The organism is uncultured Tenacibaculum sp. (assembly GCF_947494125.1).
Taxonomy (GTDB): Bacteria; Bacteroidota; Bacteroidia; order Flavobacteriales; family Flavobacteriaceae; genus Polaribacter.
This window is the reverse complement of the sequence record NZ_CANLTU010000028.1, coordinates 1-4,615: the sequence shown is the minus strand read 5'-3', so window position 1 is coordinate 4,615 and position 4,615 is coordinate 1. Positions and strand designations below refer to the sequence as shown.

At 26.3% G+C, this 4,615-nt stretch carries 4 protein-coding genes and 1 pseudogene; 3 read left to right on the top strand and 2 right to left on the bottom strand.

The genetic code is table 11. From position 1 onward, the window contains the following. Positions 1–460 (bottom strand): annotated as a pseudogene (locus tag Q0881_RS17620) (cysteine peptidase family C39 domain-containing protein); the annotation flags it as partial. A 298-nt stretch (positions 461–758) separates the two neighbouring features. On the opposite strand from Q0881_RS17620, the gene Q0881_RS17615 reads away from it, so the two are divergent. From Q0881_RS17615 to Q0881_RS17605, 3 genes are all read left to right on the top strand, one after another. Beyond that, positions 759–2,603, top strand: coding sequence for a histidine kinase (locus Q0881_RS17615; protein WP_299163250.1), 1,845 nt, complete (start codon positions 759–761; stop codon positions 2,601–2,603). 2 nt (positions 2,604–2,605) lie between these two features. Continuing rightward, positions 2,606–3,340, top strand: coding sequence for a LytTR family DNA-binding domain-containing protein (locus Q0881_RS17610; protein ID WP_299163248.1), 735 nt, complete (start codon positions 2,606–2,608; stop codon positions 3,338–3,340). 107 nt (positions 3,341–3,447) lie between these two features. Then, the gene (locus Q0881_RS17605) at positions 3,448–4,149 is read left to right on the top strand and encodes a hypothetical protein (RefSeq protein WP_299163247.1); all 702 of its coding nucleotides are present in this window, start codon (positions 3,448–3,450) and stop codon (positions 4,147–4,149) included. A 62-nt stretch (positions 4,150–4,211) separates the two neighbouring features. On the opposite strand, the gene Q0881_RS17600 is transcribed toward Q0881_RS17605, so the two are convergent. After that, positions 4,212–4,421 (bottom strand): hypothetical protein, encoded by a 210-nt coding sequence (locus Q0881_RS17600; RefSeq protein WP_299163246.1) that lies wholly within the window; start codon positions 4,419–4,421, stop codon positions 4,212–4,214. Positions 4,422–4,615 lie beyond the last annotated feature (194 nt).

Genomic DNA, 4,615 nt, shown 5'->3' with positions numbered 1-4,615 from the left:
AAACCATAAAAGCTGCAAAAACCGATAGAATACCTAAAGCCAAAATACTTGTTCTGTTTGAACTAGTTTTTACTGGTATACTATCTTCTGATTGCTCTACAGCAACTATAATTCCTGTGAACTTTTTAAGAAAATCGTCTTCTGAAAGCTTCTCTTTTTTATTTTCTGTATTGTATAAAGTATAATCTAAGCCTTTTCTTTCTACAACAATTAAATCTTTTCCTTGTGCTGTATTTACCTGAGCTATAAAACAATCTGGTAATTGTAAAAGTGTTTCTGTGTTTACAGGTACATCGGCTGCTACATTTTCTATGTTAAAATGATCTAAGACTCCAGTTATGGCATGTAAACTTGGATACGAAGGGTGACTTTGTATTTGAAATGATAATTCTTCTTTATCAAAAGATATGCGATTTCGGCGTAATAATCTCTGTACTAAATTTATTAATGTGTCTTTCAAGGGATTTAAAATCTTAAATTTATTTATGATGTGGCTATTATAATGTGTTGTTGACGAAAGTAAGAAAGAAATAAGTTATTACAGAAAGTAATTCATATTTGAGTATCATTAATTCATAAATGGAATGTTTAAATAGCAATTGGTTTTAAGTTATTGTTTAAAACAATTATCAATCTTTTTATTTGTAACAAACGTGTTGGAATATTGTCTGATAATAATATAAACCTAAAATGAAAATGACAAATAGAGTATTTGAAAAGAAAATAATTAGCTTTGTTGTCTTGTACTTCAATTAAATATGAAAAGAAAGATAATAATATTATTATGTTGTTTAGTAATAATTGCTTGTAAGAAAGAGCAAGAAGTAGTATCACCAAAATTCCCTAGTTATTTTAATAGTAAAATAAAAAAGGGTATGTCTAAAGATTCTTTAGGGTTCTATTTGAAACAATTAAAAAAGATATCAAAAAATAATTTATCAGATTCATTAAAAGCAGAATTTCACTATGTAACTGGAAGGTATAACATTCGGTTGAAAAAGTATGATTCAGCAATTAGCAATTTTAATAAAGCAACTTCTTTTTCAAAAAAAAGAATAAAAGACAATAGAGAAGTGCTTTTTTTTAGAGCTTTGATGGATACTTATTATAGTTTCAAAAATGATTATTTAAATGGAGAAGGAGTAAATGAAAAACTTCACTCATTATTAGATGAAAAGGATTATAAAAATAGAGCTTATGTTTATGGTTTTAGAGAGAATGTAAAAGCAGCATTAAATCAATTTGAGGAGGCACTTATAGCGAATGATTCTGCAGCAACAATGTATTTAAGAGCGGGAGATACTATTAATTATACAATGTCAAAAATAAGCAGATCTAGTATTTATAGCAGTTTAGGTAATCAAGAAAAGGCAATAAAAGAATTGTTTGAAGCCCGTAAATATGAAGAAAGTCTAAAAAATACAGGTAAGTATCAGTTATATGGAACTTTAGGTTTTTATTTATTTTATAATAAGTCATATAATAAAGCGATTCAGGCATATAGAAAATCGTTAAGCATTTCTAAAAAACTACCATCAAGTTTAGCAAAGACAAGGGTAATTAATAATTATATAAATTTATCAAGTACTTATATGAAACTTAATAAATATGGGTTAGCAAAGAAATATGTTGATTCTATTTTTCAATTAGGTTTAAATAATATTGACTATATCAATCAGAAAGATGCTTTGAAGATTAATTTAGAAATTGCATATAAAAGAAATGAGAAAATAGAAGAATTAATGATTCAACTAGATTCAATATTTTCTTATCAAGAGAAAAGTTATTCAGATAAAATAAATAAAGAATTAAACGCTCTAAAGGAATCTTATAAGAATGAGATTGTATTAGAAAAGGCTAAAAGGAAAGCAGAAATTCAAAGTTTAACATTAGAAAGAAATCAATATATATTAATTCTTCTGTTATTAATGGTTTTAATAATAGGGGTGTTATTTTTAAATTTTTACCGACAGAAAAAATTTAAAATTGAACAACAGAATTTTTTATTACATCAACGATTATTGCGGTCACAAATGAACCCTCATTTTACTTTTAATAGCTTAAGTTTAATAAAGAATAATATTGGAGAAGATACAGAGAAGTCTATAAAGTATATTCAAAAGTTTTCTAGACTACTTAGAGCTATATTTGAAAATTCTACTAAAAATTATGTACCTATTGAAGATGAATTAGAGTCTTTACAGGATTATATAGAATTACAACAATTTAGATTTCCCAAAAGGTTTAATTATATAATAAATAATAGTATTGATACGGAAGAAGAGATTCTTATACCCCCAATGCTATTACAACCTTTTGTTGAAAATGCCATAATTCATGGTTTTAGAAAAAAAGAATCAATAGGAAATCTTAGAATAGAACTTAGTTTTAATAAAAAATATGTTTGTTGTGTTATAGATGATGATGGTATAGGAATTGATGAGAATAATGTAGGTAAAAAGTCTTCTGTTAAATTAATAGATGATTTTTTAAGGAAGATGACAGGAGAAGGTGTGGTTGTTATAAATAAAAAAGAAGTAGAAAAAGAAAGTAGAGAAACAGGAACCAAAGTAGAGTTAAAAATCCCTTATAATATATTTTAAACATGTTAAGAGCACTAATTGTAGAAGATGAGAGACACGTTAGAGAAGATTTAAAGAAAAGAGTATTTCGAGATTTTAAAAGTGAGTTATCTATTGTTGACGAAGCTATTTCAGTGAAGGAAGGAGTAGAGAAAATTAAAAGATATCAACCTCAGTTAGTCTTTATGGATATTGATCTTGGAGACGGAACTAGTTTTGATATTTTATCATCATTTGAAGAAATTAATTTTAAAATAATATTTATTACAGGATTTGATTCTCACGCAGTAAAAGCGATACGGCTTGGAGCTTTAGATTATCTATTAAAGCCAATTGACGAAGATGAGTTTAAAGATGCTGTGAAAAAAGCAATTAGTACTATTGATAAAGAAAATACTATTCGAAGCTCAATTAATATAGCAAATCATTATTATAAAGAAGGAGAACATAGTAAAATTGTCTTAAAAACATTAGATACTCAATATTTAGTTTCATTTGAAGATATTCTTTATTGTAAATCAGAAGGGAATTATACAACATTTTATCTTTTCGAAGAGAAAATTGTTATTTCAAAGCCCATGAAAAAAATTGAAGAATTGTTAGATGAAAAAAGGTTTATAAAGTGTCATCAATCTTTTATTGTAAATAAGTCATATATAACAAAATATACAAATGAAGGTTTTCTAGTTACTAAAACAGGTAAGCAAATACCAGTAGCAACAAGAAGAAAAGAGATGGTGTTAAAAACTTTGTTTTAATAAAGATAAATGCGGATTTGAATTTATCATAAGCGAATTTGAACTGTATTAAAGATACTATAATTTCCATTGTACTTTTGTGTGTGTCCAATAATTAAAAAAAGATTATGAAATTTTTGAAATTACTTTTTTTTGTGTTAATTATTTTTACCTCTTGTGATAAAAATGCAGAAGAAATTGAAATAATAAATACTATTCAAAATAGCTCAAGAGAAAACTTTTTTGACATAGAAGCTACAAAGACATCTGATAATAAAAGAATAGAACAGTTAATGTATATGACTTCTTTTTTAATAGGAAAAGTACTTGTAGAAAACGAAGAAGCAAGAGACTATTTTTATAAACATATAGCAAACCCTAGAACAACAAAAATTGAATTGATAAAAGTTTTAGATGGAGATGTAATTGATTCCAATCCCTTTGAAATAGCTTTTCATGAACAATATAATATGTATAGTTTTAGAGCACCGGCTCCACCTATAAAAGTGGCAGATCCAGATTCTTTTAGATGGGGAGGCGTATTAAATATGTATTATCATCAGTATCTTTTTGAAATTATAAACATAAATAGATGGGAATTGTATTTTCCAAATAAAAGTTCATTATTAGATAATAGACAAACTCTTACAGAATATTTTTTAAGAAATGATAAAATTGTATGCTTATGGAAAATTAACGAAAAGTTTAAATTATATAGTGATGGACTAATTTTAAATAAAAGAGATAAAGGAGAATATTTACCTTTAAATTTTGATCCATCTAAGAGTTTATTTTTTATGTTTGTTTTACGAGGTAAATCATTAAATTAAGGTAATTTAAACTAGAGGGAATAACCCTCTAGTTTTTTAGATTATTAATGTTTAACTTTGAATTATGGAGCTTCAGGAGCAACCATACACACCCACCCACAACCTGGAGCATAAATCCAAGGACTAATGCAATTTACAGCCGTAGTTCTATACTTATAGCACCCTTGTCTATTAGGTCCATTTCCATTATTTCCTTCTTCATTTCCTCCTTTAACAGTCTTTTGTTCAGCTTTATTTAAAGCTTTACCTAAATTTAAAATTGATTTTTTCATTTTAATTTATTTATAAAATTGATTAAATCCTTGATCATTTAAAGACACTCAAGGGCTATGTCTATTCTTCGCGAAAGAATGTTTTATTTAATAATATTTCTAAGTTGATAGAAGAAACGTTCAATCAAACGTAAATCTTCGGTTACTATATTGGCGGTACCTTTCATTTCTTGTCTGAAAGCTATTTTTTTATC